The organism is Streptomyces sp. NPDC101181 (genome assembly GCF_044767975.1).
Classification (GTDB): Bacteria; Actinomycetota; Actinomycetes; order Streptomycetales; family Streptomycetaceae; genus Streptomyces.
The window spans coordinates 1-26,771 of sequence record NZ_JBIWOX010000011.1 but is presented as its reverse complement, the minus strand read 5'-3'; the positions used below and the strand labels follow the sequence as shown (position 1 = coordinate 26,771).

Below are 26,771 nucleotides of genomic sequence, written 5' to 3'. Positions count from 1 at the left end.
ACAAAACGGACACGGGCTCCGACCTCTCCAACGCTCGGCGGAGGCCGGGAGTGCCCGTCGTCCGTCTCCGTCACGACGTAGACTTCCACGCTGTCCCCCCGTCCGTCATCGCCCGACTTCCCGGAGGCCCGACGCCGTGACCAAGCCGCCCTTCACGCACCTGCACGTTCACACCCAGTACTCGCTGCTGGACGGTGCCGCGCGGCTCAAGGACATGTTCGAGGCGGCCAGTCAGATGGGCATGACGCACATCGCGATGACCGACCACGGCAACCTCCACGGGGCGTACGACTTCTTCCACTCGGCGAAGAAGGCGGACGTCACGCCGATCATCGGCATCGAGGCCTATGTCGCCCCCGAGTCGCGCAAGCACAAGCGCAAGGTGCAGTGGGGGCAGCCGCACCAGAAGCGCGACGACGTGTCCGGTTCCGGTGGGTACACCCACAAGACGATCTGGGCGTCCAACAAGACCGGGCTGCACAACCTCTTCCGGCTCTCCTCCGACGCGTACGCCGAGGGCTGGCTCCAGAAGTGGCCCCGGATGGACAAGGAGACCATCTCCCAGTGGTCCGAGGGGCTCATCGCCTCCACCGGCTGCCCCTCCGGCGAGGTGCAGACCCGGCTGCGGCTCGGCCAGTTCGACGAGGCGGTCCAGGCCGCCTCGGACTACAAGGACATCTTCGGCGAGGGCCGGTACTTCCTGGAGCTGATGGACCACGGCATCGAGATCGAACGCCGGGTCCGCGACGGGCTGCTGGAGATCGGCAAGAAGCTCGGCATCCCGCCGCTGGTCACCAACGACTCCCACTACACCTACGCGCACGAGGCCACCGCCCACGACGCCCTGCTCTGCATCCAGACCGGCAAGAACCTCTCCGACCCCGACCGCTTCCGCTTCGACGGCACCGGCTACTACCTGAAGACGACGGAGGAGATGTACGCCGTCGACTCCTCCGACGCCTGGCAGGAGGGGTGCGCCAACACCCTGCTGGTGGCCCAGCAGATCGACACCTCCGGCATGTTCGAGGCGAAGAACCTCATGCCGAGGTTCGAGATCCCGGACGGTTTCACGGAGGTCACCTGGTTCCAGGAGGAGGTCCGTACCGGGATGCAGCGCCGCTTCCCCGGCGGCGTTCCCGACGACCGGCAGAAGCAGGTCGAGTACGAGATGGACATCATCATCCAGATGGGGTTCCCGGGGTACTTCCTGGTCGTCGCCGACTTCATCATGTGGGCCAAGAACAACGGCATCGCGGTGGGCCCCGGCCGTGGTTCGGCGGCCGGTTCGATCGTGGCGTACGCGATGGGCATCACCGACCTCGACCCGATCGAACACGGGCTGATCTTCGAGCGGTTCCTCAACCCCGAGCGCGTCTCCATGCCCGACGTCGACATCGACTTCGACGAGCGCAGGCGCGTCGAGGTGATCCGGTACGTCACCGAGAAGTACGGCGCCGACAAGGTCGCCATGATCGGCACGTACGGCAAGATCAAGGCGAAGAACGCGATCAAGGACTCCGCCCGCGTGCTGGGTTACCCGTACGCCATGGGCGACCGTCTCACCAAGGCGATGCCCGCCGACGTCCTCGGCAAGGGCATCGACCTCAACGGCATCACCGACCCCAAGCACCCGCGCTACAGCGAGGCGGGCGAGATCCGGGGGATGTACGAGAGCGAACCGGACGTCAAGAAGGTCATCGACACCGCCAAGGGCGTCGAGGGCCTGGTGCGGCAGATGGGCGTCCACGCCGCCGGCGTCATCATGTCCAGCGAACCGATCGTCGACCACGCCCCGGTCTGGGTCCGGCACACCGACGGCGTCACCATCACGCAGTGGGACTACCCGCAGTGCGAGTCGCTCGGCCTGCTGAAGATGGACTTCCTCGGCCTGCGCAACCTGACGATCATGGACGACGCCATCAAGATGGTGAAGTCCAACAAGGGCATCGACCTGGAGATGCTCTCCCTGCCGCTGGACGACCCCAAGACCTACGAACTGCTCTGCCGCGGTGACACGCTCGGCGTCTTCCAGTTCGACGGCGGGCCGATGCGCTCCCTGCTGCGCCAGATGCAGCCCGACAACTTCGAGGACATCTCCGCCGTCTCGGCCCTCTACCGGCCGGGCCCGATGGGCATGAACTCGCACACGAACTACGCGGAGCGCAAGAACGGCCGCCAGGAGATCACCCCGATCCACCCGGAGCTGGAGGAGCCCCTCAAGGAGGTCCTCGGCCTCACCTACGGTCTGATCGTCTATCAGGAGCAGGTCCAGAAGGCCGCCCAGATCGTCGCCGGGTACTCGCTCGGCGAGGCCGACATCCTGCGCCGCGTGATGGGCAAGAAGAAGCCCGAGGAACTGGCCAAGAACTTCGTCCTCTTCGAGAAGGGCGCCAAGGACAAGGGCTTCTCCGACGAGGCGATCAAGGCGCTGTGGGACGTCCTGGTGCCGTTCGCCGGATACGCGTTCAACAAGGCGCACTCCTCGGCGTACGGCCTGGTCACCTACTGGACCGCCTACCTCAAGGCGAACTACCCCGCCGAATACATGGCCGCCCTGCTGACCTCGGTCAAGGACGACAAGGACAAGTCGGCGGTCTACCTCAACGAGTGCCGCCGCATGCGCATCAAGGTGCTCCCGCCGAACGTCAACGAGTCGCTGTCCAACTTCGCGGCCCAGGGCGACGACGTGATCCTCTTCGGCCTGACCGCCGTGCGCAACGTCGGCCAGAACGTCGTCGACTCGATCATCCGGTCCCGCAAGGCGAAGGGGAAGTACAGCAGCTTCCCCGACTTCCTGGACAAGGTCGAGGCGGTCGTCTGCAACAAGCGCACCGTCGAATCGCTGATCAAGGCCGGCGCGTTCGACGAGATGGGCCACACCCGCAAGGGTCTCGTCGCCCACCACGAGCCGATGATCGACAACGTGGTGCAGGTCAAGCGCAAGGAGGCCGAGGGGCAGTTCGACCTCTTCGGCGGCGGCGAGGAGGAGAGCGGCGAGCCCGGCTTCGGGCTGGACGTGGAGTTCTCCGACGTCGAGTGGGAGAAGGCCTACCTGCTCGCCCAGGAGCGGGAGATGCTCGGCCTGTACGTCTCCGACCACCCGCTCTTCGGCCTGGAGCACGTGCTGTCCGACAAGGCCGACGCCTCCATCTCCCAGCTCACCGGCGGGGATTACGGCGACGGCGCCATCGTCACCGTCGGCGGCATCATCTCCGGCCTCCAGCGCAAGATGACCAAGCAGGGCAACGCCTGGGCCATCGCCACCGTGGAGGACCTGGCGGGCTCCATCGAGTGCATGTTCTTCCCCGCCACCTACCAGCTGGTCTCCACCCAGCTCGTCGAGGACACCGTCGTCTTCGTCAAGGGACGGCTGGACAAGCGCGAGGACGTGCCCCGGCTGGTCGCCATGGAGATGCAGGTCCCCGACATCTCCAACGCCGGGACCAACGCTCCGGTCGTCCTCACCATCCCCACCGTGAAGATCACTCCGCCGATGGTCTCCCGGCTCGGCGAGGTGCTCAGCCACCACCGGGGCGACACCGAGGTGCGCATCAGGCTCCAGGGCCCCAGCAAGACCACCGTGCTCCGTCTGGACCGGCACCGGGTCAAGCCCGACCCGGCCCTCTTCGGCGACCTGAAGGTGCTGCTCGGACCGGCCTGCCTGGCGGGCTGAGCCCGCGGCGGTCTGCGAGCAGCGGCGGTCTCCGCGCGACAACGGCCTCCGCGTGACGGCGGTCTCCGTGCGACAACGGGAGGGGCGTCCCGCACCGGCGGGACGCCCCTCCCGTTTCGCGACCGCGAACGGCCGACGCCTCGGTGGCGTACGTCAGTTGTGGCCGAAACGCCGCTGGTGCTTGCGCGCCACGTCGGCGGGGCTGCCCTGCGCCTGCGACGAGGACGTGCCCTGCGACTCGTACGCCGTCGACTTCGCCTGCTCCGCACCACGCTCCGACGCGGACGCGCGGTCGGACCGGCTGTCCTGCTTGCGGTTCTTGTTCTTGGCCATGGTGAATGCCTCCTGTGGGGAATCCTGGGGGCCAGGATCGGTGTCAGACTCACATAGGCCCACAAAAGCCGCATGTTGGATCATTACCGTGCGTAGCGATATCCGCGGTGGTTCCGTTGCGCCGCCGTCCGCCCCGGACCTTTTCCAGGTCTGCCCCGATCCGCCACGCCGATGATCCAGTTCCGGCCGTTAACCCTTGCGCGGTCGGGCAGACTCGAAGGAAACCCTGGGTAAGCGGACCCGGTCATCGAGGGACGGGTGCCGCTGAACCGTTCCCGAATTCTCGAAGTGGAAGAGGGTGGAACGCGTGGACCGTTGCGTCGTCCTGGTGGACGCCGGCTACTTGCTGGGCGCAGCCGCGAGTCTGCTGGCCGGAGAGCCCGCCCGCTCCCGCATCACCGTCGACCACACGGCCCTCATCCAGGGGCTGCGGGAACGCGCCGAGGCCGACACCCAGCAACCCCTGCTGCGCATCTACTGGTTCGACGGAGCTCCCGACCGGGTGCCCCAGCCCGAACACCGCCGACTGCGCGTCATGCCGCGCGTGACCGTACGGCTGGGCGCGCTGACCCGGAGCGACGGGCGGTGGGCGCAGAAGGGCGTCGACGCCGCGATGCACGCCGAGCTGACCGAACTGGCCAGGAACCGGGCCTGCTCGGACGTGGTCCTGGTGACCGGCGACGGCGATCTGCTGCCGGGCCTGATGTCCGCCAAGGAGCACGGGGTGGCCGTCCACCTCTGGGCCGTCCAGGCCGCCGACGGCGACTACAACCAGTCCGAGGACCTGGTCGCCGAGGCGGACGAACGCCGGGTCCTGGACCGGGCCTGGATCACCAAGGCCGTCCGCGCCAAGGACATCGCGGGCGCCTGCGCCCCGCAGCCCGCCCCTCGCCCCGAGATCGCCGCGATCCTCTCCGCGCCGCTGCCCGAGGCCGCTCTCGCCGCCTCCGCCGAGCGCGCCTCCGAGGCCCAGGCGGCAGCCGCCCGCACCGACCCGGCCGGCCCCGCCGAGGAGACCGGGCGCCCCGCCGCCCCGCCCGCTGCCGGTCACAAGGGCGTCCCCACCCCCAAGGACCTGGCCGCGCTGCGGGCCCAGGCCACCCACCCGGACCGGCAGCAGCCCGCCCAGCCCGCCGGCGCCACCCTGCGCTGGTCCTCCGAGAAGGGCTGGGCCGAGCGCGGGCCCGTCGGCGAACCGGCGGAGACCGCGTCCCTGCCGACGCTCGCCCAGCTCACCAGCGCCGAACAGCGCTGGGCCGACCGGGAGGAGGACATTACCACCGTCGGCGGCGACCCCTTCGAGGTCGGCCAGGTCTTCGCCCGCCGCTGGATGGAACGCCTCCCGGAGACCGCGCACCTCCAGAAGCTGTCGACCATGTACCCGCGTGTCCCGCACCGCATCGACGGCGAACTCCTGCGCTACGCGGCCCGCTTCGGCCTCCTCGCCCACAAGGACGACCAGATCGACGAGCACGACCGCTACGCGATCCGGGCGGGCTTCTGGCGGGAGATCGACGTACGCGCCGCCCCCGAACACGTCCCCGCCGGGGAGTAGGACGCCCGGCGGTGGCCCCGGCCCGGTCGCGGGGGCCGTGAGCAGGCGCGCGGCGGGGCCCCGCGACGCGGGGTGGCCCCGGGCGCAAACCGGGGCGTGTGACCCCGTACCCTCGTACCTCGTGAGTACGGGCACAGCACAGGCGCAGCGGGACACCGGCACCGTGTGCGCGGTGCGGGACCTGGTCAAGACCTATCCCGCCGTCCGGGGCCGCCGCGGCGCCCCCGCCACGCCCGAGGTCCGCGCCACCGACGGGATCAGCCTGGACGTCGAGCGCGGCGAGATCTTCGGACTGCTCGGCCCCAACGGCGCGGGCAAGTCCACCCTGGTCCGTCAGCTCACCGGGCTGATGCGGCCCGACTCCGGCAGCGTCGAGGTGCTGGGGCACGACCTCGTACGCCACCCCGAGCGGGCCTCCCGGCTGATCGGCTATCTGGGCCAGGAGTCCACCGCGCTCGACGAGCTCACCGTCGCGCTGGCCGCCGAGACCACCGGACGGCTGCGCGGGCTCGCGGCCCGCGAGGCCCGCGCCGAGCGCGACGGTGTCCTGGAGGAGCTGGGCCTCACCCCGCTGGCCGGCCGGCCCCTGAAGAAGCTCTCCGGTGGTCAGCGACGGCTCGCCTGCTTCGCCGCCACGCTCGTCGGCGACCGCCCGGTGCTGGTCCTGGACGAGCCGACCACCGGCATGGACCCCGTCGCCCGCCGCGCCGTCTGGGCCGCCGTCGACCGCCGCCGCGCCGAGCGCGGCGCCACGGTCCTGCTGGTCACCCACAACGTCATCGAGGCCGAGACCGTCCTGGACCGGGTCGCCGTCCTGGAGCACGGCCGGGTCATCGCCTGCGACACCCCCACCGGGCTCAAGGAGCAGGTGGCCGGGGAGGTCCGCGTCGAGCTGGTGTGGCGCGAGCGGGCTCCGCTGGACGTCCCCGAGGTGGCGGCGCTGCGGCCCTCCGCCCAGGAGTCCGGGCGGCGCTGGGTGCTGCGGCTCTCCCCGGACGAGGCACGGGCGGCGGTCGCCGCGGTGACGGGCGGCGCGGCCTTCGCGGCGCTCGACGATTTCACCCTGGCCACCCCCAGCCTGGAAGATGTCTATCTCGCCCTCGGGGGAGACGCGGCCAATGCGACCAAGGGGCTGGTGAAGGCGTGAGGACGCACGGACGCGGGACGCGGGCGCCGGACACCGCGCGGCCGCCGTACGCGATCGGGGTACGGGACGCGGCGGGCGCGCTGCCGGGACCGGCGAGCTGTAAGGGGAGCGGCCACAGGTGACGAGCATCATTCCGGCCAGGACCGCGCCCTCGCGCGTCCGGCACGCTCCCGGCCCCTCCGGCGCGGCCCCCGCCCGTACCGTCCCCGCGCCGCTCGCGCCGCGTGCCCGGCTGCTGCCCTCGCTGGCCGCCGTCTACCGGGCCCAGCTGTCCCGGGCCCGGGTCGCCCGCATCCCGCTGCTCTTCGTGGCGACCTTCCAGTCCGTCGGGATCATGGTCCTGATGCGGGGCGTCGTGGACGGCGGGTCGGAGGCCCGTGCGGTGGTCGCCGGGTCCAGCGTCCTGGTCGTCGCGTTCGTCGCGCTCAACCTCCTCGCCCAGTACTTCGGCCAGCTCCGGGCGGGCGGCGGGCTCGACCACTACGCCACCCTGCCGGTGCCGCCCGCCGCCGTGGTGCTCGGGGCGGCCGCCGCGTACGCCTCGTTCACCGTGCCCGGCACGATCTTCACCGCGATCACCGGAAGCGTGCTGTTCCAGCTGCCGCTGACCCACCTGTGGGTCCTGGCCGCCGTCATTCCGCTCTCGGGGGCGGCACTGGCCGGTCTGGGGGCGGCCCTCGGGCTGCTCGCCCCGCGCCAGGAGCTGGCCACCCTGCTGGGGCAACTGGGCATGTCCGCCGCGCTGCTCCTCGGGGTGCTGCCCGCGGACCGGCTGCCGGAGCCGGTGGGCTGGGCGCGCGACCTGCTTCCCTCCACGTACGGGGTGGAGGCGCTGGCCCGCTCCTTCGACGCCCGCCCGGACTGGGGGCTGATCGCCTTCTTCCTCGCGGTCTGCGCGGCGGTGGGGGTGCTGTCGCTGGCGGTGGCCACGTGGGCGTACCGGCGGGCGGCCGTACGGTAGGTCCCTCTCGGGGCGGGCGGACCCCGGGCGCGGCAGCCGGTGAGGCGGCTCACAGGGTGGCCTGGCACGATGGCACGGTGACCGCACCGTTGACGCCGCCGCACCAGCCGAACCCCCACGATCCGTGGCAGACCCCGCCCGCGGGCTCCCGCCTCGCGCCCTCCTCCGGCTCGCCGGACGACCCGGACACCGCGACGGAGCTGCGGCAGGCCGCCGTGGTCCTGGTCCTGGTCGCCCTCACGGGCGTCGTGCTCGGGCTGCTGTGGCTGTGGCTCGCGCCGCGGGTCCCGCTGGTCTCCGACGACACGGCCGTCTTCCTGAAGAACACCGAGGGCGAGGAGGCGATCGGGGCGGACGGAACGTTCGTCCTGCTGGCCATCGGCTTCGGCGTGCTGTCGGCCGCCGCCGTGTTCTGGCGGCTGCGCCGCGGGGGCGTCCTCGTGGTCGTGGGCCTGGCCCTGGGCGCGCTGCTCGGATCGCTGCTGGCGTGGCGGGTCGGCGTCTGGCTGGGACCCTCCTCCGACGTGGTGGGCCGGGCCCGGGAGGCGGGCCGGGGCGTGACGTTCGACGCGCCGCTGGAACTGCACGCGGTGTGGGTGGCGGCGCTGGTGTGGCCGTTCGCGGCGATGGCGGTCCACCTCCTGCTCACGGCGGCGTTCGGGCCGCGGGACGTCGAGCCGGACTGGGAGGGGTCGCAGTACTACGGAGGACCGGTGCAGGGGCCGCTGGCGGGCCCGCCGTCGGCTTCGGGACCGGCGTCCCCGGGTGAGCCTTCGTCCTCACCGTCCGCGGGGGGCGGCGGGGCGGGCTAGGACCTGTCGTTTGCCGTCTTTCGGGCCCGGCGTCCGCCGCACGGCGTACGGCAGGCCCGCTCATGGGCCACGGAGTGGCGGGGCCCGCTCAGGTGCGCGCGATCTCCGCGAACACCGCCCCCGTCAGCTCCGCCAGGTCCGCCGCCGACAGCTCCACCTCCAGGCCCCGTCTCCCCGCCGACACGCAGATCGTGGCGTGCGAGCGCGCCGATGCGTCCAGGACCGTGCGCAGACGCCTGCGCTGGCCCAGCGGCGAGATGCCGCCCCGTACATAGCCCGTCGTGCGTTCCGCGGCCGCCGGGTCCGCCATCGTGGCGCGCTTGCCGCCCGCCGCGGCGGCCAGGGCCTTGAGGTCCAGGGAGCCCGCCACCGGGACCACCGCGACGGTCAGTTCGCCGTCCACGTCCGCCACCAGGGTCTTGAAGACCCGTTCGGGGGAGACGCCCAGGGCTTCGGCGGCCTCCTCGCCGTAGGAAGGGGAGGCCGGGTCGTGGTCGTAGGCGTGCACCGTGAAGGCCGTGCCCGCCGCGGTCAGGGCGACCGTGGCGGGGGTGCCGCCCGGCTGCTTCCTGGTCTTCTTCGCCACCGGGTCCGCGTCCTCGTCAGTTGGGGTGGGTGGGGGCCAGGGTCAGGTCGGCCGCGGGCAGCGAGGGCAGGTGCCGGATGACCGCGGTCTCCTTGCGCAGCAGCGACAGCTCCTCGCGCAGCCGGGTCGCGGTGTCCGGGGCCTGGAGGAGGCGCTGTTTGGTGGGGAGGTCCAGGACGGTGGCCGCCGCCACCAGGTACGAGACGACGGACGGGTCGTCGGGGAGGTCCGCCCCGGTGCTCAGCGAGCGTTCGCTGGCTCCGGCCAGCCGCTTCTGGTACGAGCGGAACGCCCGCAGGACGCCCTCGGCGAGCGCCCCCGCCTCGTCGGCGTCGGCCTCCTCCTCCGGCGTCTCCTCATCGATCTCCTGCACCTCGGCGGTGAGGTAGGGGCCGTCGGCCTCGACGGAGAGCAGCTTGACCCGCGTGGTGCCGGTGGCCAGGACCTCGAAGCTGCCGTCGGCGCGTTCGCGGATCGTCGCCGCGTCGGCGACGCAGCCGACCCGGTGGAAGGTCTGGATCGGATCGGGGCCGAAGCCCTCCGCGGGGGCGCGTTCGACGGGTTTCGCGACCGCGAGGGTCCCGGGCATGCCGGTGCCCGTCGGGGCCGTCTCGCGGCCGTCGCGGATCGCGACCACGACGAAGCGGCGAGGTTCGTCCTCGTCGCTCTTCAGCAGCTCCCGCATCAGGGCGCGATAGCGCTCCTCGAAGACGTTGAGCGGCAGCACCAGGCCGGGAAACAGCACCGCGTTCAGCGGGAAGAGGGGAAGGCGTGCGGTGGTCACAGCGCTCAAGCGTAATGGCCGCGGGGACGACGCCGGTCGGCCCGGTCGCGCAACGGGGTCAGCGAGGCCACCTGGAGGCGCGCTCCGTCGCGTGCGTCGAGGAACCGGCCCAGCGCGTCCTCGGAGACGGAGGACCACGGGAACGACGTCGCGTACAGGCCGATCATCGTGAACTGGTCCAGTGCCTCGGCCCAGCGGCCCCGGGCCAGCAGGACGTACGCGGTGAGGTTGCGGATCTCGGCGGGCCACGGGTCGCCGGGCCGGTAGGCGGCCGACAGCTTGATCGCGAGGTCGGCCGCGGCGTCGATCCGCTCCTCCAGGACGGAGGTGGTGCGGCCCGCCGCCTGGCCGTCCAGGAGCAGGGCGAAGGCCGCCCGCACCGGCAGCGCCTGCACCAGCGAGTCGGGCAGCGCGTCCTCGGCGGCCCGCTCGGCGAAGTCGAAGCACTCGCGGTGCGAGCCGTACCAGGCGGCGGAGAGGTAGCGCAGGGCCGCGACATGGCAGCCGTAGTGGTGCGGGGAGCGGCGCACCGCCTGCTCCCACAGCGTCCCGAAAGCGGTGTGCGTGGCATGGGTGCCGCGCGCGTGGTCCAGGGCGAGCCGCCAGGGCACCGGGTCGCGCGGGTCCGCGTCGGCGGCCGCGGTGATCAGCGGGGCGACCTCGCGGAGCCGTTCCGCGCGGGCGGGCGAGTCCCAGGCCCGGCGCACCGCCAGTTCGGCCTTGACCAGCAGCGCGTCCGGGTCGCGCGGGGCCGCGGCCAGCCAGTCGTCGAGCCAGCCGTCCCGGCTGCGGGCGAACGCGACGAGCCGGGTGAGGTAGCGGTCGCGGTTCTCCCACTCGGCGTCCTCCCGGGTGGTGGCGAGCAGCCCCGCGGCCGGTTCGAAGTCGCCGAGGGCAGCGGCGACCAGCGCGGGAGAGAGCCGCTCGTCGGGGGCGTCGAGCAGCACCGCGTCATCCGCGGACAGGCCGGACGACAGCGGAGGACTGTGCCGGACCATGCGCGCGGTACTGAGCAGAGCGCGAAGGAAAGCCATGGTGCAGACCATTAGAAAAGCGCTGGTGAGGGCCGCGCCAGGGGGGCGCTGTGAAACTTCTGTGCCGAGTGGAGGGGTTGTATCGAGCCAGGTCAAGAAAGGGCAAAGGAAATCCCCGTCATTGGCTTGAATCAGCCGTCCCGCCGCACGCGTGGCTCCATCCCGCCCACCGTGCCGGAGCGCGTCGGAACGCCGGTCCCGGCCGCCCGGGACCGGTTCGACCAGGCCGTTCGGTCAGCCCCTGCGCAGCAGCCGGGACGCCCCGGCCGCCACCGTGGTGGCCAGAACCCACCCTGCCAGCACCAGACCGGCCGCGACCCACTGCCAGGGGCCCTCCATCCGCCAGTAGCCGTCCTGGCCGAGGTCGACCACCGGGATCAGCAGGTCCAGGGAGTAGAGCGCCGGATTCCACAGCGGGGACTCGTCGCCCTTGAGCGTCGGCGGGTGGTGCTGGGCGAACGCCGCCGTGCTCGCCGCCCACAGCACCGCCATCCACACCGCCGCCCGCCCCGGCCGGTAGCCGTACGCCACCGTCCAGTCCTGGAGGAACCCCCACGCCTTCGCGGCGGGCGGCAGCGTCTCCCGGCGGCGGCGCTGCTTGGCCAGCAGCACCACCCGCGCGTCCGCGTCCTCCCCGCAGCCCCGCAGCACCGTCGCCAGGCGCTCGTACGGCTCCGGGACGTACTCCGGGGTCGCCGCCGCCACCCACTCCAGCCGCCGGGAGAGCGGGAAGTGGCCGTAGGGGACCAGGTTCTCGTAGACGAAACCGCCCATCGCCAGACCGCCCGGACCCGGCCAGCTGGTGGACAGGTCGATCAGGGTCACCACCTTCGCCCCGTTCAGCACGACCCGCCCCTCCTCCGGGCGCTCCGCGTTGAACCGCAGCTCCGGCGTGACGATCCGGCGCAGCGACAGCTCCTGCTGCCGGGTCATCGTGAACCGGGCCTTGTGCAGGTCCACCGCGTCCCCGAACCGCCCGTCGTCCAGCCGCACCCCGCCCCTGCACTCGAAGATCTGCGAGCGGGTGCCGTGCGCCGGGGTCGGGGCGTAGACCACGCCGTACGGGGGAGTGGCGCCCTGGTCCCCGGTGTCGACGCTCACCCACGCCTCGGTCATGTACAGCGTGCGCTCCACCGTCAGCTGCGGGGCGTTCAGCGCGCGGCGGCCCGCCCCCGCGCGCAGCCTGCTGCCGCGCAGGCTCAGCGAACCGCCCACCGTCGCCCCGCGCAGGCTCAGCTCGCCGTCCGTCTCGATCATCTCCGCCTGGAGGTCCTGCGCGACCGCCAGGCCGTCCCCCGCGAAGGCCCGCCCGTGCCGGTCGGGGCCCACGCTGAGCTGGTTGAGCAGCAGATCCGTGCCGATCCGGGCGTCGGTCAGCCGGATGCCCCGGGCGATCCGGCAGCGCGGCAGATGCAGATCGCCCTCCGTGTGCAGCCGCGCCGCCTCCAGCCGGGGCAGCGCGCACCCCACCAGCCGCAACGTCGTGAAGTGGGACTCGGGCAGCACCACCTCCTGCTCGAAGCGGCAGCCGGTCAGCTCCACGTACGGCGACACCCGCCCGCCCGCCAGATCCAGCTTCCCGGTGATCCGCACCCCCCGGAGCTTCAGCGCCGCCACCCGGCCGGGCCGGGCGGGCGGCCCGTCCAGCAGCAGTCGCGCCACGGTGCGCGCGCCGACACTGCGCTCGGGGCCCCAGGGGTGCGGGGCGAACGGATCGTTGCGGGCCGTGTCCCAGCTGCGTAAGTCGTAGGTGGTTCCGTTGCGAAAGGACTGCCACATGCCCAGCTCCGCCGCGCTGAGGCCGTCCGGGATGTCTCCGTCGTGCGGCTCGGTCACGGCCGCTCCCTCCGTGCACACATGCCGTAGAGCCGTTATGCCCTCGTGTGACGCGGTGGAAGCCCCTGGTCAGCAGGGACGGCCGGACATGGCCGAGACACGTATCAGCCAGTGGTGCGGACGGCGGGTATCAGCCAGTGATACGGGCGACCGGGCGCCCGTCGCGGTCTGCGAGAATTGCCGGGTGATCTCTCGAATCGACCTGCGCGGCGACGCCCTCCCCGAGGGCGCGGCCCTGCGCGACCTGCTGCCCCGTGCCGAGTTCGACGTGGAAGCCGCCCTGGAGACGGTGCGGCCGATCTGCGAGGACGTGCGCCATCGTGGCTCCGCGGCAGTGATCGAATGGGGAGAGAAACTCGACGGCGTCCGGATCGCGTCCGTCCGGGTGCCCGCCGACGCGCTGACCCGGGCCCTTGAGGAGCTGGACCCGGCCGTCCGGGCCGCGCTGGAGGAGTCGGTCCGCCGCGCCCGCCTCGTCCACCGCGAGCAGCGCCGCACCACCCACACCACCCAGGTCGTCCCCGGCGGCACCGTCACCGAGAAGTGGGTCCCCGTCGAGCGCGTCGGGCTCTACGTCCCCGGCGGCCGCTCGGTCTACCCCTCCTCCGTCGTGATGAACGTCGTCCCGGCCCAGGAGGCGGGCGTCGCGGGCGTCGCCGTCGCCTCCCCGCCGCAGAAGGACTTCGACGGGCTCCCGCACCCCACCATCCTCGCCGCCTGCGCCCTGCTCGGCGTGGACGAGGTGTACGCCGCGGGCGGCGCCCAGGCCGTCGCGATGTTCGCGTACGGCACCGAGGACTGCGCCCCGGTCAACCTGGTCACCGGCCCCGGCAACATCTACGTCGCCGCCGCCAAGCGCCTCCTCAAGGGCCGTATCGGCATCGACGCCGAGGCCGGGCCCACCGAGATCGCGATCCTCGCCGACGCCACCGCCGACCCGGTGCACGTCGCCGCCGACCTGATCAGCCAGGCCGAACACGACCCGATGGCCGCCGCCGTCCTGGTCACCGACTCCGAGGAGCTGGCCACCGCCACCGAGGCGGAGCTGATCCCGCAGGTCGCCGCCACCAAGCACGTCACCGACCGCGTCGAGCCCGCCCTCGCCGGCCGCCAGTCCGCGATCGTGCTGGTCTCCTCGGTCGAGGACGGCCTCAAGGTCGTCGATGCCTACGCGGCCGAGCACCTGGAGATCCAGACCGCCGACGCCGCCGCCGTCGCCGACCGGGTCCGCAACGCCGGAGCGGTCTTCGTCGGCCCCTGGGCCCCGGTCTCGCTCGGCGACTACTGCGCCGGGTCCAACCACGTGCTGCCCACCGGCGGCTGCGCCTGCCACTCCTCGGGCCTGTCCGTGCAGTCCTTCCTGCGCGGCATCCACATCGTCGACTACACCCGCGACGCGCTCGCCGAGGTCACCCACCACGTGGTGGCCCTCGCCGAGGCGGAGGACCTCCCCGCCCACGGCGCCGCGATGAAGGCCCGGTTCGGATGGAAGGTCCCCCAGCGGTGACGAACGACAGCACCACCCACGGCGACGCCCGGGACGACCTCCCCGTCCGCGACGAGCTGCGCGGCAAGTCCCCCTACGGAGCGCCCCAGCTCGACGTCCCCGTACGCCTCAACACCAACGAGAACCCCTACCCGCTGCCCGAGGCCCTGGTCGACCGGATCGCCGAGCGGGTCCGCGAGGCGGCCCGCGGGCTGAACCGCTACCCCGACCGGGACGCCGTAGAGCTGCGCACCGAGCTGGCCCGCTACCTCACCCGCACCGCCGGACACGAGGTCACCGCGGCCAACGTCTGGGCCGCCAACGGCTCCAACGAGGTCCTCCAGCAGCTGCTCCAGACCTTCGGCGGGCCGGGCCGCACCGCGATCGGCTTCGAACCCTCGTACTCGATGCACGCCCTGATCTCGCGCGGTACCGGCACCGGCTGGATCTCCGGCCCGCGCGGCGAGGACTTCACCATCGACGTCGAGGCCGCCCGCGCCGCCATCGCCGAGCACCGCCCCGAGGTCGTCTTCATCACCTCGCCCAACAACCCCACCGGCACCGCCGTCGACGCCGACACCGTCCTCGCCCTGTACGACGCCGCCCAGGCCGCCGGGCCCTCGATCGTCGTCGTCGACGAGGCGTACGGCGAGTTCAGCCACCAGCCCTCGCTGCTCCCGCTCATCGAGGGCCGCCGCGATCTGATCGTCTCGCGCACCATGTCCAAGGCGTTCGGCGCGGCCGGACTGCGCCTGGGCTACCTCGCCGCCGCCCCGGCCGTGGTCGACGCGGTCCAGCTGGTGCGGCTGCCCTACCACCTCTCCTCCGTCACCCAGGCCACCGCGCTCGCCGCCCTGGAGCACACCGATACGCTGCTGGGGTACGTCGCGCAGCTCAAGAGCGAGCGCGACCGGCTGGTGGCCGAACTGCGCGCCACCGGCTACGAGGTCACCGCATCGGACGCCAACTTCGTCCAGTTCGGCCGCTTCGACGACAGCCACGCCGCCTGGCAGCGGATTCTCGACCGAGGGGTCCTGGTCCGGGACAACGGCGTACAGGGCTGGCTGCGGGTCACCGCGGGAACCCCGGCGGAGAACGACGCGTTCCTCGATGCGGTACGCGAAATGAAGAAGGAGCACGACGCATGAGCCCCCGCGTAGGCCGCGTGGAACGCACCACGAAGGAAACGTCCGTGCTGGTCGAGATCAACCTCGACGGCACCGGCAAGGTCGATGTCGCCACCGGGGTCGGCTTCTACGACCACATGCTCGACCAGCTCGGCCGCCACGGCCTCTTCGACCTCACCGTCAAGACCGAGGGCGACCTGCACATCGACACCCACCACACCATCGAGGACACCGCGCTCGCGCTCGGCGCCGCCTTCCGGCAGGCCCTCGGCGACAAGGTCGGCATCTACCGCTTCGGCAACTGCACCGTCCCGCTGGACGAGTCGCTCGCCCAGGTCACCGTCGACCTCTCCGGCCGCCCCTACCTGATCCACACCGAGCCGGAGACCATGGCCCCGATGATCGGGACCTACGACACGACGATGACCCGGCACATCTTCGAGTCCTTCGTCGCCCAGGCGCAGATCGCCCTGCACATCCACGTCCCGTACGGGCGCAACGCCCACCACATCGTGGAGTGCCAGTTCAAGGCGCTCGCCCGCGCCCTGCGCTACGCCTCCGAGCGCGACCCGCGCGCCGAGGGCATCCTGCCCTCCACGAAGGGCGCCCTGTGAACGGTCTCAGCACCATCCTGATCGTCGTCGGCCTCTTCCTGGCCGGCGGCGTCTACTCCTTCGCGAAGCAGGGGATGCCCAAGGGCGTCATCGTGCTGCTGTCGATCGGCTCCGTGATGTGCCTGGTGGCGGGCATCATGCGGATCCAGGGCCTGTGGGACTGAGGGGCGCGCTGTGACGGACACGAAGAAGGTCGTCGTCTTCGACTACGGCTTCGGCAACGTACGCTCCGCCGAGCGGGCCCTCGCCCGCGTCGGCGCGGACGTCGAGATCACCCGCGACTTCGACCGCGCGATGGCCGCCGACGGGCTGCTCGTCCCCGGCGTCGGCGCGTTCTCCGCCTGCATGGAGGGGCTGAAGCGGGCCCGCGGCGACTGGATCGTCGGCCGCAGGCTGTCCGGCGGCCGCCCCGTGATGGGCATCTGCGTCGGGATGCAGATCCTGTTCGAGCGCGGCATCGAGCACGGCGTGGAGACCGAGGGCCTGGACGAGTGGCCCGGCACCGTCGGCCCGCTGAAGGCCGACGTCGTGCCGCACATGGGCTGGAACACCGTCCAGGCCCCCGAGGACTCCCGGCTCTTCGCGGGCCTGGACCCCGAGGCCCGCTTCTACTTCGTGCACTCCTACGCGGCGCACGAGTGGTCCCTCGAAGTCACCAACGCCAAGATCCGTGCGCCCAGGGTCACGTGGGCCACCCACGGTGAACGGTTCGTGGCCGCCGTGGAGAACGGCGCGCTGTGGGCCACCCAGTTCCACCCCGAGAAGTCCGGCGATGCCGGCGCCCAGCTGCTGACCAACTGGATCGAGACGCTGTAATGCCGAAGCTTGAACTGCTCCCCGCCGTCGACGTCCGTGACGGGCAGGCCGTCCGCCTGGTCCACGGCGAGTCCGGCTCCGAGACCTCCTACGGCTCCCCGCTGGAGGCGGCCCTGGCCTGGCAGTCCGCCGGGGCCGAGTGGCTGCACCTGGTCGACCTGGACGCCGCCTTCGGCACCGGGGACAACCGGGAGCTGATCGCCGAGGTCACCGGGGCCATGGACATCCAGGTCGAGCTGTCCGGCGGCATCCGCGACGACGCCTCCCTGGAGGCGGCCCTCGCCACCGGCTGCCGCCGCGTCAACCTCGGCACCGCCGCCCTGGAGACCCCCGAGTGGGTCGCCAAGGTCATCGCGGAGCACGGCGACAAGATCGCCGTCGGCCTGGACGTCCGGGGCACCACCCTGCGCGGCCGCGGCTGGACCCGCGACGGCGGCGACCTCTACGAGACGCTGGCCCGGCTCGACGCCGAGGGCTGCGCGCGTTACGTCGTCACCGACATCGCCAAGGACGGCACCCTGGAGGGCCCCAACCTGGGCCTGCTGCGCGACGTCTGCGCGGTCACCGACCGCCCGGTCGTCGCCTCCGGCGGGGTCTCCTCGCTGGACGACCTCCGGGCGATCTCCCTCCTCGTCCCCGAAGGCGTCGAGGGCGCGATCGTCGGCAAGGCGCTGTACGCGAAGGCGTTCACCCTGGAAGAGGCCCTCAAGGCGGTCGCCTCATGACGGACGCCGCCGCCCCCGCCCCCGGCGTGCGCCGGATCTCCACCGGCGCCCCCTGGGAGGAGAAGTTCGGCTACTCCCGCGCCGTCGAACTCCCCAACGGCCTCGTCCTGGTGGCCGGTTGCACCTCCGTGGTGAACGGCCAGATCGCCGCGGGCTCCCCGTACGAACAGGCCGTCACCTCCTTCGACGTCGCCTTCGCGGCGCTGGAGCAGGTCGGCCTGGGGCGCGAGGACGTCGTCCGCACCCGGATGTACCTCACGCACGCCCGGGACGTGGACGAGGTCGGCCGCGCCCACAAGGAGCTGTTCGACGCGGTGCGCCCCGCCGCCACGATGCTCATCGTGTCCGGGTTCGTCGACCCGAGCCTGGTCGTCGAGGTCGAGGTCGAGGCCTACCGGGGAGGCGGGCGGTGACCCTCGCCGTACGGGTCATCCCCTGCCTGGACGTCGACAACGGCCGGGTCGTCAAGGGCGTCAACTTCCAGAACCTGCGCGACGCGGGCGACCCCGTCGAGATGGCCAAGCTCTACGACGCGGAGGGCGCCGACGAGCTGACCTTCCTCGACATCACCGCCTCCAGCGGCGACCGCGAGACGACGTACGACGTGGTCCGCCGCACCGCCGAGCAGGTCTTCATCCCGCTCACCGTCGGCGGCGGCGTCCGCACCCCGGGGGACGTGGACAAGCTGCTGCGCGCCGGGGCGGACAAGGTCGGCGTCAACACCGCCGCCATCGCCCGGCCCGACCTCATCCGCGAGATCGCCGAACGCTTCGGCCGTCAGGTCCTGGTGCTCTCCGTCGACGCCCGCCGCACCCCGGAGGGCACCTTCGAGGTCACCACTCACGGCGGCCGCAAGGGCACCGGCATCGACGCCGTCGCATGGGCGCAGCGGGCCGCCGAGCTGGGCGCGGGGGAGATCCTGCTCAACTCGATGGACGCCGACGGCACCAAGGACGGCTACGACACCGAGATGATCGAGGCGGTACGCGAGCGTGTCGGCGTCCCCGTCATCGCCTCCGGCGGTGCGGGCCGGCTCGCCGACTTCGCCCCGGCGATCGAGGCCGGTGCCGACGCGGTGCTCGCCGCGTCCGTCTTCCACTTCGGGGACCTGCGGATCTCCGAGGTCAAGGGCGCCCTGCGCGAGGCGGGCCACCCCGTCCGCTGACCGGACGGCCCGGTGTCCCGCGGGACACCGGGCCGCCGCACGCCCGGTGCCGTCCGGCGGCCGGAGGAGTTCCCCACCGTCCGACCGGACACGAACGACGACTCCGACGCCACCCGACAGAAGCACAACTTTTCTTGCGCAAAAAATATTGCGCAAGAAAAACTGTGCGTCTACGGTGGCGGTCATGCCCAGCAGAGAAACCCGCCGCGTCTCCGACCTCGCCACCCTCAAGGTCTTCGGCCACCCCCTGCGCATGAGGCTCTACCGGGCCCTGTTCATCGCCCGCCGTGCCACCGCCTCCCAGCTGGCCGCCCAGGTCGACGAGGCCGTCTCCCTGGTCAGCTACCACCTGCGTCAGCTGGCCGACCACGGGATGATCGAACCGGCCGCGGGCGGGAGCACGGACGGCCGTGAGCGCTGGTGGCAGCCGGCCTCCCAGGGGTTCAGCTTCCGGGACGAGGACTTCAACGACGCCCCGGAGAAGAGCGCCACCTACGCGGCCGTCGGCCGGCTCTCCTTCGACCAGCACACCGAGCTGTACCGCAGCTTCCTCGACGCCTACCAGAGCTGGTCGGCCGAGTGGCGCGGCGCCGCCTTCCGCTCCGAGTACCTGGCCCGCCTCACCCCCGAGGAGCTGGCCGAGCTGGGCCGCGAGATGCACGAACTCGTCCGGCGCTACGAGACCGCGGGCCGGGAGCGGGAGGAGACCGGCGAGAGCGAGGGCCGCGAGAACGTCGCCCTGCACCTGTACGGCTTCCCGTTCCGCACCTGAGCCCCCGCCACCCCGGAAGGACACGGCCTTGACCGCCACGGCGCCGACAGCGTCCGAAGCCCCCGAACGCCCCGCGCACCGCGACCCGAACGTCCTGCGCTGGCTCGGTGCGTACACCGCGTCCATGGTCGGCGACAGCATCTACTTCATGGCGCTGGCCTGGGCCGCCGCCCGCACCGGCAGCGCCTCCGGCGCCGGTCTGGTGCTCGCCGCGGGCTCGATACCCCGGGCGCTGCTGATGCTCGGCGGGGGAGTGCTCGCCGACCGGCTCGGGCCCCGCCGCGTCGTCATCGGCAGCGACGCCGCCCGCGCGCTCCTCGTCCTCGGTCTGGCCGCCACCCTGGTGCTCACCGCACCCTCGGTGGTCGTCCTGGTGGTCGTCGCCCTCCTCTTCGGCGCGGTCGACGCCCTGTTCCTGCCCGCCGTCGGAGCGCTCCCGCCCCGGATCAGCCCGCCGGGACAGCTCGCCAGGATCCAGGGGCTGCGCGGACTCGCCGCCCGCGGTGCCTCGATCGTCGGGGCGCCCCTGGGCGGGGTCGCCGTGGCCACCGGCGGGCCCTCGCTCGCCTTCGCCGCCGCCGGGCTGCTCTTCGCCCTCTCGCTGCCGCTGCTGCTGCGCGTGAGGACGCGCCCGCTGCCGGAGCCGGCGGCCCCCGAGGGGGCGCACACCACCCGGGCGGTCGCGAGACCGACCGCCCGGCAGGAGCTCGTGGACGGGCTCCGCCACATCCGCCGCCACTCGCTGCTCGGCCCGCTGATGCTGGTCATCGCGCTGAGCGAGCTCGGCTTCGTCGGGCCGCTCAACCTCGGGCTGATCCTGCTCTCCGAGGAGCGCGGCTGGGGTGCGGCGGGCATGGGCTGGATCGTCGCCGGGTTCGCCGCCGGAGCGGCGGCCGCCGCGCTCCTCCTCGCCGTCCGGGGCCGGATCGAACGGGCCGGTCTCGTGCTGGGCCTGACCGCCCTCCTCGGCGCGACCGGCATCGCCGCCCTGGCCCAGGTGCCCTCCGTCGCCCCGGCCGCCGCGGTGGCCGCGTGCGTCGGCGCCTCCCTGGGCCTGGCCGGGTCCCTGTGCGCGGCCCTCGTCCAGACCGCGGCCGACCCGGCGTACCTGGGCCGGGTCACCTCGGTCTCGACGCTGTTCACGTACGCGGTCGTCCCGCTCAGCTACCCCGTCACCGGGGCGGCCGTCGCCGCCTGGGGCACCGGACCGGTCTACGCGGTCAGCGCGGCCGTGTGCGCGACGGGCGGTGCGCTGGGCCTCGCCGTCACCGCCCTGCGCCGCGCCGAACTGCCCCGCTGACCGGAACGGCCGCCACCCGCAGGAACGCCGGAGCGCCGCACGGGACGCCGGAGCTCCGCGCCCCGTACGCCACCCGGTGACCGGGCGCACGCCGCCCCGGTCACCGGTCGCGCACCGGCCCCTACATCCCCAGCTCGGCCGTGGTCACCCGCTCCACCGCCTCCTTGTCGCCCTCCACCTGGACGTCCGCCGCGGCCTGCCGCCCGTACGCGAACAGCAGCAGCTCGGCGGGCTCACCGGTCACCGTCACCACCGGGGTGCCCTTGCGGGCCACCGCCGTCCGGCCGTCCGGGCGGCGCAGCACCAGCCCCACCGGGGAGCGGCGGCCCACCAGCCGGGCGGTCTTCTCGACGTTGGACCAGAGCACATCGGCGAAGACCGGGTTCAGCTCACGGCGCGACCAGTCCGGCTGGGCCCGGCGCACGTCCTCCGCGTGGACGAAGAACTCCACGGTGTTGGCCGCCTCGTCGATCTGCTTCAGCGACATCGGGGAGAACCGGGGCGGCCCGGTGCGGATCAGCTGGATCAGTTCCTCGTACGGCTTCGCCGTGAACTCCGCCTGCACCCGCTCCAGCCGGGCCTTCAGGGGCTTCACGTTCCCCAGGAACAGCCCGCCCGCGGCGTCCGCCCGGCGCTCCCGGACCACCACATGGGCGGCCAGATCACGGGACTTCCAGCCGTCGCACAGGGTCGGGGCCTGCGGACCGGCCGCCTCCAACAGATCGGCGAGCAGAAGACGTTCACGCTTCGCATGGGTCGACATGACCGCCAGCGTACGACCGTCACCCCGGGTCCGCCCAGTGGACGTCCGCCCGGGAGGCGCTCGCGACCACGGCACAATGGGCCCATGACCAGCACGCCCGGCCCCACCCCGCCCGCCAGCAGCCTCGACCCGGCCATCGCCGCCCGCCTCCGGCGCGGCGCCGACGGCCTGTTCCCGGCCATCGCCCAGCAGTACGACACCGGTGAGGTGCTGATGCTGGGCTGGATGGACGACGAGGCGCTGCACCGCACCCTCACCACGGGCCGCTGCACCTACTGGTCGCGCAGCCGCCAGGAGTACTGGGTCAAGGGCGACACCTCCGGCCACATCCAGCGGGTGAAGTCGGTGGCGCTGGACTGCGACGCCGACACCGTCCTGGTCAAGGTCGACCAGACGGGCGCCGCCTGCCACACCGGCGACCGCACCTGCTTCGACGCCGACGTCCTCACCCTCCACGACAGCTAAGGTCCGGCCATGGATCTCGACACCTTCCGCAAGCTGGCCGTCGACCGGCGCGTCGTCCCCGTCAGCCGCCGCCTCCTCGCGGACGGCGACACCCCGGTCGGCCTGTACCGCAAGCTCGCCGCCGAGCGACCCGGCACCTTCCTGCTGGAGTCCGCGGAGAACGGCCGGACCTGGTCGCGCTACTCCTTCATCGGGGTACGCAGCGCCGCCACCCTCACCTCCCGCGACGGCGCGGCCCACTGGGTCGGCACCCCGCCCGTCGGCGTCCCCCTCGACGGGGACCCGCTGGACGCCCTGCGCGCCACCGTCGAGACCCTGCACACCCCGCGTGACCTGATGAGCGACCTGGGCCTGCCGCCGTTCACCGGCGGCATGGTCGGCTACCTCGGCTACGACGTCGTGCGCCGCCTGGAGAGGATCGGCGAACACGGCGGCGACGACCTGAAGCTGCCCGAGCTGACCATGCTCCTCACCTCGGACCTCGCCGTCCTCGACCACCAGAACGGCACCGTCCTGCTGATCGCCAACGCGATCAACCACAACAACCTGGAATCCGGCGTGGACGAGTCCCACGCGGACGCCGTGGCCCGCCTCGACGCCATGGAGCGCGACCTGCGCCGCCCCGTCGAGAACGCCCCCGCCCTCCTGCCCCCGTCCGAGCTGCCGCCGTACACCGCGCTCTGGGGCGGTAAGGCCTACCAGCGGGCCGTCGACGACATCAAGGAGCGCATCCGCGCGGGCGAGGCCTTCCAGGTCGTCCCCTCCCAGCGCTTCGAGACCCCGTGCACCGCGAGCGCCCTGGACGTCTACCGGGTCCTGCGGGCCACCAACCCCTCGCCGTACATGTACCTCTTCCGGTTCGACGGGTTCGACGTCGTCGGCTCCAGCCCCGAGGCCCTGGTCAAGGTCGAGGACGGCCGGGCGATGGTCCACCCCATCGCCGGGACCCGGCACCGCGGCGCCACCCCGCAGGAGGACCAGGCGCTCGCCGAGGAACTGCTCGCCGACCCCAAGGAGCGCGCCGAGCACCTTATGCTCGTCGACCTCGGCCGCAACGACCTGGGCCGGGTCTGCGAACCGGGCAGCGTCGAGGTCGTCGACTTCATGTCCGTCGAGCGCTACTCCCACGTGATGCACATCGTCTCCACCGTCACCGGCCGGGTCACCGAGGACCGCACCGCCTTCGACGTCCTCACCGCCTGCTTCCCCGCGGGCACCCTCTCCGGCGCGCCCAAGCCCCGCGCCATGCAGATCATCGAGGAGCTGGAACCGACCCGCCGGGGCCTGTACGGAGGCTGCGTCGGCTATCTCGACTTCGCGGGGGACTCCGACACCGCCATCGCCATCCGCACCGCCCTGCTCCGCGACGGCACCGCCTACGTCCAGGCCGGGGCGGGGGTCGTCGCCGACTCCGACCCGGTCGCCGAGGACACCGAGTGCCGCAACAAGGCCGCCGCCGTGCTCCGCGCCGTCCACACCGCCAACCGCCTGCACGGGCGCTGAACCGCTGACGGCCGACCGGCTCGACGGGCGCCGGGGGCGGTAGGGGATAGTGGAGGGCGTGAGTGCTGTACCCGTACCCCAGCCCCGTGCCCGGACCGCCGCCGCCGCGCCCGACTCCGCCGCGAGCCGCCGCTCCCTCGCGGCCGCTCTGCTCCTCGGCGCGGCGGGCGCGACCGTCGTCCTCCTCGCCTCCGGACAGACCTGGGCCGAGGGGCGGGCGGCCACCGGTGGCGGCGCCCTGCCCCTTACCGCCGACGGCCGGGACGTCACGGGCGTCCCCGCCGCCCTGGCCATCGTCGCCCTCGCGGCCCTCGTCGCCGTCTTCGCCGTACGCGGCGCCGGCCGGTGGACCGTCGCCGCCCTCCTCGCCCTCAGCGGCCTCGGAGCCGGGCTCAGCGCCTGGGCCGGGGCGGGCGACCGGACGGCCCTCGACGAGGAGGCCGCCCGCACCACCGGCGACGCGGCGGCCACCGTCGACGCCCTCAGCCACACCGCCTGGCCCTACGTCACGGCCGCGGGCGGGCTGCTGATCCTGCTCGCCGGGCTCCTCGCCCTGCGCTACGGCAGCCGGTGGCCCACCATGTCCGCGAAGTACGAACGCGACGGCACCCCCCGCCCCCGCAAAGCCGCCCGCACCGCGCCGGACCCGGAGCGGCCCGAGGAGCTGTGGAAGGCCCTGGACCGCGGCGAGGACCCGACGCGCGAGACGTGACCCCACGCTCACGACCTGCCACCCCGTACGGGACAATGGAGGCGAGCCGCCCCCGGGCGGCGGCCCCAGTCACCGCGACACCCAGCGCAACACCACCAAGGAGCAACTCATGGCGGGCAGCAGCCACGGACACACCCCGGCCGCCTGGACCGGTGTCATCATCTCCTTCATCGGCTTCTGCGTCGCAGGCGTCTTCATGGTCGCGGCCAACCCGCTCGGCTTCTGGGCCGGTATCGTCGTGATCTTCGCCGGTGGAGTCGTGGGCCTGGCCATGCGGGCCGCCGGTCTGGGCATGCCGAAGGAGTCCGCCGAGATGGCCGAGGCGCGGGCCCGCGCCGGAGAGGCCCAGCTCTCCCACTGAGCAGCCGTCGGCCACGCCCCGGCGGCGGGCCGATCGCGACACGCGCGATGGCGCAGCCCACCAGGGCTGCGCCATCGCGCGTCAGCGGGGACAATCGCCGGGTGGACGCCTCGCCAACCCCCTCCGCCGCCCAGCCGCCGGACCCCGACACCGCCCCCGCGCCGGGCCCCGGGCCCACCGGCCCGGACCGCCCGGAAGCCGCGCCGCACGGCGTCGGCCCCGGGAACATGCCGCTGACCGTCTGCCCCACTCCGGATCCGGCTCCGCCGCCCTCCCGTACGGCCTTCGCCGAACACCGGGACCCGCCCGCGCACCCCGCCCCGTACGCCACCGGCTTCGCACCGGCCCGGCCGCCCGAGCCCCCGGTGCACCCCTCCCGCCTCCGCCGCCTCGCCACGCCGGCGGGCATCCTGGCCGCGGTCGCGGGGGCCTTCGCGTACGTCGGTTCGGTCGACCCCAACGAGCCGGGGCACTACCCGGTCTGCCCACTGCTCAAGATCACCGGGGCGTTCTGCCCCGGCTGCGGCGGACTCCGCAGCGCCCACGCCTTCATCCACGGCGACCTCGGCGCGGCGCTCGGAGCCAACGCGGTCGCCGTCGTCGGCTACTTCCTCTTCGCCGCCGTGTGGGTGGTGTGGCTGGTGCGGGCCTGGCGCGGACAGCCCCTGCGGACCGGCCTGGCACCGGTCTGGTGGTGGGGTGTGGGCGCGTTTCTGCTGATCTTCACGGTGGTCCGGAACCTTCCGTTCGGCTCGGCGCTCGCTCCGTGAATTCCCAGGTAGTGGGACGCGGCGTGGCCTGATGCGGGCCCGGCGGCCTCCTGCGGATACCATCGGTACGGCCGATCCTGTTCCCTCATCACCGTTCCGGAAGGGGGCCGCTCGCGTGAGTGTGCTCGACGAGATCATCGAAGGCGTTCGCGCCGACCTCGCGGAGCGGCAGGCGCGCGTCAGCCTCGACGAGCTGAAGGAGCGCGCGGCCCGCGCTCCCCAGGCCAGGGACGGAGTCGCCGCACTGCGCGGCGAGGGCGTGACCGTCATCTGCGAGGTCAAGCGCTCGTCCCCCTCCAAGGGGGCCCTCGCCGCCATCGCCGACCCGGCCGCGCTCGCCGCGGACTACGAGGCGGGCGGCGCGTCCGTCATCTCGGTCCTCACCGAGGAGCGGCGCTTCGGCGGTTCGCTCGCGGACCTGGAGGCCGTCCGCGCCCAGGTCGACATCCCGGTCCTGCGCAAGGACTTCATCGTCACCTCCTACCAGCTGTGGGAGGCCCGCGCCTACGGCGCCGACCTCGCCCTGCTGATCGTCGCCGCACTCGACCAGGAGGCCCTCGTCTCCCTGATCGAGCGTGCCGAGTCGATCGGGCTCACCCCGCTCGTCGAGGCGCACGACGAGGAGGAGGCCGAGCGTGCCGTGGACGCCGGAGCCAAGATCATCGGTGTCAACGCGCGCAACCTGAAGGACCTCAAGGTCGACCGCTCCATCTTCGAGCGCGTCGCCCCCGAGATCCCCGACCACGTCGTCAAGATCGCCGAGTCCGGCGTCCGGGGTCCGCACGACCTGATCGCGTACGCCAACGCGGGCGCCGACGCCGTCCTGGTCGGCGAGTCGCTGGTCACCGGCCGCGACCCGCGCGCCGCCGTCGCCGACCTGGTCGCCGCGGGCGCCCACCCGGCGCTCCGCCACGGCCGCGGCTGACCGGGGAAACCCGCCCGCCATGCCCCCTTCTCCCGCGCCCCGCACCCGGCCGGGCCCCGGCCCCGCCGGAGCCCCGGCCCGGGATCCGCACGCCCCGCTGGCGCGCGGGTGCAGGCCGCGTGGCTGCCGCGCCCCGGCGCGCCGCGTCCATGGACGGCGCGTCCGGTACGTCATCGGTGACGAGCCGGGTCAGGTCAACGGGATGCGATGGCGCCCGGGGTCCGCGCTGTAGCGAGCCCCGGCCGACGTACCGCACCACCTTCCTGTCCGTACGTACGACCGCACCGCCCCGACCGCACGCCGGTCCCGGTGGCGCTCGCCGCTCCGCGCATACGGTGAATCCATCCGTTGCCCTGCATGCCTAGGAGCACGTCGCATGACGTCTGATTTCTTCGTTCCGGACCCCGAGGGTCTGATCCCCAGCACTGAGGGCTATTTCGGTGCGTATGGTGGCAAGTTCATTCCGGAGGCGTTGGTCGCCGCGGTGGATGAGGTTGCTGTGGAGTACGAGAAGGCGAAGTCGGATCCGGTGTTCGTGGCTGAGCT

The 26,771-nt window shown here is 72.9% G+C and carries 28 protein-coding genes and 1 pseudogene; 23 read left to right on the top strand and 6 right to left on the bottom strand.

Annotated features, from left to right (window positions below; genetic code table 11):
• The first annotated feature begins 136 nt into the window (after positions 1-136).
• Entirely contained in the window at positions 137-3,673 is a 3,537-nt protein-coding gene (gene dnaE / locus ACIRRU_RS17760) for a DNA polymerase III subunit alpha (protein ID WP_403681314.1), read from the top strand.
• Between the two features lie 153 nt (positions 3,674-3,826).
• Here dnaE and ACIRRU_RS17755 read toward each other — a convergent pair whose 3' ends face one another.
• Positions 3,827-4,006: a hypothetical protein gene (locus ACIRRU_RS17755; protein WP_363204415.1), complete on the bottom strand. Its 180-nt coding sequence runs from the start codon at positions 4,004-4,006 to the stop codon at positions 3,827-3,829.
• 298 nt (positions 4,007-4,304) lie between these two features.
• On the opposite strand from ACIRRU_RS17755, the gene ACIRRU_RS17750 reads away from it, so the two are divergent.
• From ACIRRU_RS17750 to ACIRRU_RS17735, 4 genes are all read left to right on the top strand, one after another.
• Positions 4,305-5,561, top strand: a complete 1,257-nt coding sequence (locus ACIRRU_RS17750; protein WP_403681312.1) for an NYN domain-containing protein — start codon at positions 4,305-4,307, stop codon at positions 5,559-5,561.
• Between the two features lie 163 nt (positions 5,562-5,724).
• On the top strand, positions 5,725-6,708 hold the full coding sequence (locus tag ACIRRU_RS17745; protein WP_363204498.1) for an ABC transporter ATP-binding protein: 984 nt from the start codon (positions 5,725-5,727) through the stop codon (positions 6,706-6,708).
• Between the two features lie 118 nt (positions 6,709-6,826).
• On the top strand, positions 6,827-7,669 hold the full coding sequence (locus ACIRRU_RS17740; protein WP_403681309.1) for an ABC transporter permease: 843 nt from the start codon (positions 6,827-6,829) through the stop codon (positions 7,667-7,669).
• Between the two features lie 56 nt (positions 7,670-7,725).
• Positions 7,726-8,481 (top strand): ABC transporter permease, encoded by a 756-nt coding sequence (locus ACIRRU_RS17735; protein WP_363204412.1) that lies wholly within the window; start codon positions 7,726-7,728, stop codon positions 8,479-8,481.
• Positions 8,482-8,569: 88 nt separating this feature from the next.
• Here the strand turns inward: ACIRRU_RS17735 and ybaK are convergent, their stop codons facing one another.
• The 4 genes from ybaK to ACIRRU_RS17715 all read right to left on the bottom strand — a co-directional run bounded on the left by ybaK (position 8,570) and on the right by ACIRRU_RS17715 (position 12,721).
• Positions 8,570-9,067 carry a Cys-tRNA(Pro) deacylase gene (gene ybaK, locus ACIRRU_RS17730; RefSeq protein ID WP_403681307.1) on the bottom strand — a complete coding sequence of 166 codons (498 nt, stop codon included), beginning with the start codon at positions 9,065-9,067 and terminating at the stop codon, positions 8,570-8,572.
• A gap of 16 nt (positions 9,068-9,083) precedes the next feature.
• On the bottom strand, positions 9,084-9,851 hold the full coding sequence (locus tag ACIRRU_RS17725; protein WP_403681305.1) for an LON peptidase substrate-binding domain-containing protein: 768 nt from the start codon (positions 9,849-9,851) through the stop codon (positions 9,084-9,086).
• Between the two features lie 5 nt (positions 9,852-9,856).
• The gene (locus ACIRRU_RS17720; RefSeq protein WP_403681303.1) at positions 9,857-10,897 is read right to left on the bottom strand and encodes a hypothetical protein; all 1,041 of its coding nucleotides are present in this window, start codon (positions 10,895-10,897) and stop codon (positions 9,857-9,859) included.
• A gap of 222 nt (positions 10,898-11,119) precedes the next feature.
• Entirely contained in the window at positions 11,120-12,721 is a 1,602-nt protein-coding gene (locus tag ACIRRU_RS17715; RefSeq protein ID WP_363204408.1) for an oxidoreductase, read from the bottom strand.
• Between the two features lie 184 nt (positions 12,722-12,905).
• On the opposite strand from ACIRRU_RS17715, the gene hisD reads away from it, so the two are divergent.
• The 10 genes from hisD to ACIRRU_RS17665 all read left to right on the top strand — a co-directional run bounded on the left by hisD (position 12,906) and on the right by ACIRRU_RS17665 (position 20,726).
• Positions 12,906-14,228, top strand: coding sequence for a histidinol dehydrogenase (hisD, locus tag ACIRRU_RS17710; RefSeq protein ID WP_403681659.1), 1,323 nt, complete (start codon positions 12,906-12,908; stop codon positions 14,226-14,228).
• Positions 14,225-15,355, top strand: a complete 1,131-nt coding sequence (locus tag ACIRRU_RS17705; RefSeq protein ID WP_403681302.1) for a histidinol-phosphate transaminase — start codon at positions 14,225-14,227, stop codon at positions 15,353-15,355. The genes hisD and ACIRRU_RS17705 overlap by 4 nt, the downstream gene beginning before the upstream one ends.
• Positions 15,352-15,948 carry an imidazoleglycerol-phosphate dehydratase HisB gene (hisB, locus tag ACIRRU_RS17700; RefSeq protein ID WP_403681299.1) on the top strand — a complete coding sequence of 199 codons (597 nt, stop codon included), beginning with the start codon at positions 15,352-15,354 and terminating at the stop codon, positions 15,946-15,948. Before ACIRRU_RS17705 ends, hisB begins: the two co-directional genes overlap by 4 nt.
• Positions 15,945-16,112 (top strand): hypothetical protein, encoded by a 168-nt coding sequence (locus tag ACIRRU_RS17695; RefSeq protein WP_363204404.1) that lies wholly within the window; start codon positions 15,945-15,947, stop codon positions 16,110-16,112. Before hisB ends, ACIRRU_RS17695 begins: the two co-directional genes overlap by 4 nt.
• 10 nt (positions 16,113-16,122) lie before the next feature.
• Positions 16,123-16,764, top strand: a complete 642-nt coding sequence (gene hisH, locus ACIRRU_RS17690) for an imidazole glycerol phosphate synthase subunit HisH (RefSeq protein ID WP_403681296.1) — start codon at positions 16,123-16,125, stop codon at positions 16,762-16,764.
• A complete protein-coding gene (priA, locus tag ACIRRU_RS17685; protein WP_403681292.1) occupies positions 16,764-17,489 on the top strand; it encodes a bifunctional 1-(5-phosphoribosyl)-5-((5-phosphoribosylamino)methylideneamino)imidazole-4-carboxamide isomerase/phosphoribosylanthranilate isomerase PriA in 726 nt (241 codons plus the stop codon). Before hisH ends, priA begins: the two co-directional genes overlap by 1 nt.
• Positions 17,486-17,902, top strand: a complete 417-nt coding sequence (locus ACIRRU_RS17680) for a RidA family protein (protein WP_403681289.1) — start codon at positions 17,486-17,488, stop codon at positions 17,900-17,902. The genes priA and ACIRRU_RS17680 overlap by 4 nt, the downstream gene beginning before the upstream one ends.
• Positions 17,899-18,654, top strand: a complete 756-nt coding sequence (gene hisF, locus ACIRRU_RS17675) for an imidazole glycerol phosphate synthase subunit HisF (RefSeq protein WP_403681286.1) — start codon at positions 17,899-17,901, stop codon at positions 18,652-18,654. The genes ACIRRU_RS17680 and hisF overlap by 4 nt, the downstream gene beginning before the upstream one ends.
• 184 nt (positions 18,655-18,838) lie before the next feature.
• Positions 18,839-19,426 carry a winged helix-turn-helix domain-containing protein gene (locus ACIRRU_RS17670; RefSeq protein ID WP_403681283.1) on the top strand — a complete coding sequence of 196 codons (588 nt, stop codon included), beginning with the start codon at positions 18,839-18,841 and terminating at the stop codon, positions 19,424-19,426.
• 28 nt (positions 19,427-19,454) lie between these two features.
• Positions 19,455-20,726 carry an MFS transporter gene (locus tag ACIRRU_RS17665; protein ID WP_403681281.1) on the top strand — a complete coding sequence of 424 codons (1,272 nt, stop codon included), beginning with the start codon at positions 19,455-19,457 and terminating at the stop codon, positions 20,724-20,726.
• A 121-nt stretch (positions 20,727-20,847) separates the two neighbouring features.
• Here ACIRRU_RS17665 and ACIRRU_RS17660 read toward each other — a convergent pair whose 3' ends face one another.
• The gene (locus ACIRRU_RS17660; RefSeq protein ID WP_403681279.1) at positions 20,848-21,489 is read right to left on the bottom strand and encodes a TIGR03085 family metal-binding protein; all 642 of its coding nucleotides are present in this window, start codon (positions 21,487-21,489) and stop codon (positions 20,848-20,850) included.
• Between the two features lie 84 nt (positions 21,490-21,573).
• Here ACIRRU_RS17660 and hisI point away from each other — a divergent pair, with 84 nt between their 5' ends.
• The 8 genes and pseudogenes from hisI to ACIRRU_RS17620 form a co-directional block, all read left to right on the top strand.
• The gene (gene hisI / locus ACIRRU_RS17655; protein WP_403681276.1) at positions 21,574-21,954 is read left to right on the top strand and encodes a phosphoribosyl-AMP cyclohydrolase; all 381 of its coding nucleotides are present in this window, start codon (positions 21,574-21,576) and stop codon (positions 21,952-21,954) included.
• 9 nt (positions 21,955-21,963) lie between these two features.
• Positions 21,964-23,457 (top strand): anthranilate synthase component I, encoded by a 1,494-nt coding sequence (locus ACIRRU_RS17650; RefSeq protein WP_403681274.1) that lies wholly within the window; start codon positions 21,964-21,966, stop codon positions 23,455-23,457.
• A gap of 49 nt (positions 23,458-23,506) precedes the next feature.
• Positions 23,507-24,169, top strand: coding sequence for a TIGR02234 family membrane protein (locus tag ACIRRU_RS17645; RefSeq protein WP_403681271.1), 663 nt, complete (start codon positions 23,507-23,509; stop codon positions 24,167-24,169).
• Positions 24,170-24,278: 109 nt separating this feature from the next.
• Complete coding sequence (locus tag ACIRRU_RS17640) at positions 24,279-24,530, top strand: HGxxPAAW family protein (RefSeq protein WP_363204393.1); 252 nt, start codon at positions 24,279-24,281, stop codon at positions 24,528-24,530.
• A 101-nt stretch (positions 24,531-24,631) separates the two neighbouring features.
• Positions 24,632-25,300, top strand: coding sequence for a DUF2752 domain-containing protein (locus tag ACIRRU_RS17635; RefSeq protein ID WP_403681267.1), 669 nt, complete (start codon positions 24,632-24,634; stop codon positions 25,298-25,300).
• Between the two features lie 115 nt (positions 25,301-25,415).
• Positions 25,416-26,225, top strand: coding sequence for an indole-3-glycerol phosphate synthase TrpC (trpC, locus tag ACIRRU_RS17630; RefSeq protein ID WP_403681264.1), 810 nt, complete (start codon positions 25,416-25,418; stop codon positions 26,223-26,225).
• Between the two features lie 19 nt (positions 26,226-26,244).
• Entirely contained in the window at positions 26,245-26,457 is a 213-nt protein-coding gene (gene trpM / locus ACIRRU_RS17625; protein WP_403681261.1) for a tryptophan biosynthesis modulator TrpM, read from the top strand.
• A 144-nt stretch (positions 26,458-26,601) separates the two neighbouring features.
• Positions 26,602-26,771: pseudogene (locus ACIRRU_RS17620) on the top strand (tryptophan synthase subunit beta); the annotation flags it as partial.

Excerpts from the sequence above, each read along its gene's own strand:
- hisI (WP_403681276.1), top strand. The coding sequence starts at position 21,574 with ATGACCAGCACGCCCGGCCCCACCCCGCCCGCCAGCAGCCTCGACCCG.
- trpM (WP_403681261.1), top strand. The coding sequence starts at position 26,245 with ATGCCCCCTTCTCCCGCGCCCCGCACCCGGCCGGGCCCCGGCCCCGCC.
- ACIRRU_RS17680 (WP_403681289.1), top strand. The coding sequence starts at position 17,486 with ATGACGGACGCCGCCGCCCCCGCCCCCGGCGTGCGCCGGATCTCCACC.
- ACIRRU_RS17670 (WP_403681283.1), top strand. The coding sequence starts at position 18,839 with ATGCCCAGCAGAGAAACCCGCCGCGTCTCCGACCTCGCCACCCTCAAG.
- ACIRRU_RS17720 (WP_403681303.1), bottom strand. The coding sequence starts at position 10,897 with ATGGTCTGCACCATGGCTTTCCTTCGCGCTCTGCTCAGTACCGCGCGC.
- hisB (WP_403681299.1), top strand. The coding sequence starts at position 15,352 with ATGAGCCCCCGCGTAGGCCGCGTGGAACGCACCACGAAGGAAACGTCC.
- ACIRRU_RS17640 (WP_363204393.1), top strand. The coding sequence starts at position 24,279 with ATGGCGGGCAGCAGCCACGGACACACCCCGGCCGCCTGGACCGGTGTC.
- ACIRRU_RS17650 (WP_403681274.1), top strand. The coding sequence starts at position 21,964 with ATGGATCTCGACACCTTCCGCAAGCTGGCCGTCGACCGGCGCGTCGTC.
- ACIRRU_RS17755 (WP_363204415.1), bottom strand. The coding sequence starts at position 4,006 with ATGGCCAAGAACAAGAACCGCAAGCAGGACAGCCGGTCCGACCGCGCG.
- priA (WP_403681292.1), top strand. The coding sequence starts at position 16,764 with ATGCCGAAGCTTGAACTGCTCCCCGCCGTCGACGTCCGTGACGGGCAG.
- ACIRRU_RS17660 (WP_403681279.1), bottom strand. The coding sequence starts at position 21,489 with ATGTCGACCCATGCGAAGCGTGAACGTCTTCTGCTCGCCGATCTGTTG.